The organism is Mycobacterium sp. TH-M15 (genome assembly GCF_057473705.1).
Genome location: NZ_JBYCLB010000236.1, coordinates 1 through 2,953, shown reverse-complemented (window position 1 = coordinate 2,953; position 2,953 = coordinate 1). Strand labels below are relative to the sequence as shown.

Annotated in this window: 4 protein-coding genes and 1 pseudogene; all 5 read left to right on the top strand. The window is 72.3% G+C overall.

Features of this window, described 5'->3' with window-relative positions; translation table 11 throughout:
• A partial coding sequence (locus AC2VNT_RS05595) for a rhomboid family intramembrane serine protease (RefSeq protein WP_486945910.1) occupies positions 1–272 on the top strand: 272 nt, incomplete at its 5' end.
• A 49-nt stretch (positions 273–321) separates the two neighbouring features.
• Positions 322–1,140, top strand: coding sequence for a glutamate racemase (gene murI / locus AC2VNT_RS05590; protein WP_486945909.1), 819 nt, complete (start codon positions 322–324; stop codon positions 1,138–1,140).
• A gap of 45 nt (positions 1,141–1,185) precedes the next feature.
• The gene (locus AC2VNT_RS05585; protein WP_486945908.1) at positions 1,186–1,962 is read left to right on the top strand and encodes a cyclic nucleotide-degrading phosphodiesterase; all 777 of its coding nucleotides are present in this window, start codon (positions 1,186–1,188) and stop codon (positions 1,960–1,962) included.
• Positions 1,963–2,076: 114 nt separating this feature from the next.
• Positions 2,077–2,859 (top strand): ribonuclease PH, encoded by a 783-nt coding sequence (gene rph, locus AC2VNT_RS05580; protein ID WP_486945907.1) that lies wholly within the window; start codon positions 2,077–2,079, stop codon positions 2,857–2,859.
• A pseudogene (locus AC2VNT_RS05575) lies at positions 2,852–2,953 on the top strand (non-canonical purine NTP pyrophosphatase); the annotation flags it as partial. The gene rph and the pseudogene AC2VNT_RS05575, both read left to right, overlap by 8 nt.

The following is a 2,953-nucleotide window of genomic DNA, read 5'->3' as shown; positions in this document are numbered from 1 at the left end:
TGATCTTCGGCTGGCTGACCTTCCTGGCGGTGTTCGGGCTGTTCACCCGTACCGTGTGGCAGGTCGTCGTCGGCGCCGCGGTGCTGTTCGGCTACGGCGGGATCCTCTGGGGGTTGATACCGGCGGCGCCGGCTTCCGCGATGTGCGGCGGGGTGTCTTGGCAGGGGCACCTGTGCGGGACGCTGGCCGGGGTGCTGGCCGCCTACCTGCTCTCCGGCCCGGAGCGCCGCGCCCGCATCGAGCGACGGACCCAGCGGGCGGTGACCGGATGAGACGCGCCGGCGACGATGCAGAGCGTGACGAGGCTGAGGAGCGGCGCTTATGAGGTCGGCCACCGCACCCGTCGGGGTGTTCGACTCCGGCGTCGGCGGGTTGACCGTCGCCCGGGCGATCATCGACCAGCTGCCCGACGAGGACATCATCTACGTCGGCGACACCGGCAACGGCCCGTACGGGCCGCTGAGCATTCCGGAGATTCGCGGGCACGCGCTGGCCATCGGTGACGACCTGGTCGGCCGCGGGGTGAAGGCGCTGGTGATCGCCTGCAACACGGCGTCGTCGGCCTGCCTGCGCGACGCGCGGGAACGCTACGACGTGCCGGTCGTGGAGGTGATCCTGCCGGCGGTCCGGCGCGCGGTCGCCACCACCCGCAACGGCCGGATCGGGGTGATCGGCACCGCCGCGACCATCACCAGCCACGCCTACCAGGACGCGTTCGCCGCTGCCCGCGACACCGAGATCACCGCGGTCGCCTGCCCGCGCTTCGTCGACTTCGTCGAGCGCGGCATCACCAGCGGCCGGCAGGTGCTCGGGCTGGCGCAGGGGTACCTGGAGCCGCTGCAGCGCGCCGGGGCGGACACGCTGGTGCTCGGCTGCACCCACTACCCGTTGCTGTCCGGGTTGATCCAGCTGGCGATGGGCGAGCAGGTGACGCTGGTGTCCAGCGCCGAGGAGACCGCCAAGGAGCTGCTGCGGGTGCTCACCGAGCTGGACCTGCTGCGCCCGCATGACGCGGCGCCGGCTGCCCGGGTCTTCGAGGCCACCGGCGATCCGGAGGCGTTCGCGGCGCTGGCGACGCGATTCCTCGGCCCGGCGCTCACCGGTGTGCACCCGGTTCGGCGGCACGCGCCGGCGCATTAGCGGTGTCTTGGTCATCGCGGCGACAGACATGGCACAGTAGGGATCGTGCGATTGACCGTGCTCGGCTGTTCCGGCAGCGTCGTGGGCCCGGAGTCGGCGGCATCGGGTTACCTGCTGCAGGCGCCGGGGACACCGCCGTTGGTCATCGACTTCGGCGGCGGGGTGCTCGGCGCACTGCAACGCCACGCCGACCCGGGCGCGGTGCACGTGTTGTTGTCGCATCTGCACGCCGACCACTGCCTGGACGTTCCCGGGCTGTTCGTCTGGCGTCGGTACCACCCGTCGGTGGCGCGCGCGCCGTTCGACAAGGGCCTGATGTACGGCCCCAGCGACACCTGGTCGCGGCTCGGGGCGGCGTCGTCGCCGTACGGCGGGGAGATCGACGATTTCACCGACATCTTCGATGTGCAGCACTGGGTCAGCGGCGAGCCGGTGCAGATCGGGACGGTCACCGTGCTGCCGCAGCTGGTCTGCCACCCGACCGAGTCGTTCGGTCTGCGGATCACCGACCCGTCCGGGGCCGCGTTGGTGTACAGCGGCGACACCGGCGTCAGCGACAAGCTGGTCGAGCTGGCCCGTGGTGCCGATGCCTTCCTGTGCGAGGCGTCCTGGACCCACGAACCCGGCCGCCCGCCGAACCTGCACCTGTCCGGCACCGAAGCGGGCCAGACCGCGGCCGCCGCCGGGGTGGGCAGGCTGCTGCTGACCCACATCCCGCCGTGGACCTCGCGCGAGGACGTGCTTCGGGAGGCCAAGGCCGAGTTCGACGGCCCAGTGCACGCGGTGTCCAGCGACGAGACGTTCGACATCAGCCGCGGCTGAGACCGATCCGTGCCGGGGCCTGGGCTCATGGCGGCGACCCGTCCCCCGCACGCGGGAGGTGCCCCCAGCGCCCGGCTTCGCCGCGCTTGCGACCGCCGCTATAGGGTGGGCAGCGTGTCCGAACGCGCAGACGGTCGCCGCGACGACGAGCTGCGTCCGGTCGTCATCACCCGCGGCTTCACCGCACATCCGGCCGGCTCGGTCCTGGTCGAATTCGGCCAGACCCGGGTCATGTGCACGGCCAGCGCCACCAGCGGGGTGCCGCGTTGGCGGGCCGGCTCCGGGCTGGGCTGGCTGACCGCCGAGTACGCGATGCTGCCCGCGGCCACCCACACCCGTTCGGAGCGCGAGTCGGTGAAGGGCCGCCTCGGCGGGCGGACCCAGGAGATCAGCCGATTGATCGGCCGGTCGCTGCGGGCCTGTATCGACCTGCGGGCGCTCGGCGAGAACACCATCGCGGTCGACTGCGACGTGCTGCAGGCCGACGGCGGCACCCGCACCGCGGCGATCACCGGCGCCTATGTCGCCCTGGCCGACGCGGTCACCTACCTGTCGGCGGCCGGCAAGCTCTCCGACCCGCGGCCACTGTCCTGCGCGATCGCGGCGGTCAGCGTCGGGGTGGTCGACGGCCGGGTCCGGGTCGACCTGCCCTACCAGGAGGACTCCCGCGCCGAAGTGGACATGAACGTCGTCGCCACCGACACCGGAACCCTGGTGGAGCTGCAGGGCACCGGCGAGGGCGCGACCTTCCCGCGGTCCACCCTGGACAAGATGCTCGACGCCGCGATGGCGGCCTGCGAGAAGCTCTTCGTGGTGCAGCGCGACGCGCTGGCGCTGCCCTACCCGGGCGAGCTGCCCGAGGCGCCGGCGAAGAAGAAGGCGTTCGGAACTGACTGACCTGCTGGTTGCCAGCCGCAACCCGAAGAAGCTGGCCGAGCTTCGCCGGGTGCTGGAGCGGGCCGGGGTTTCCGGGCTGCGGCTGCTATCCCTG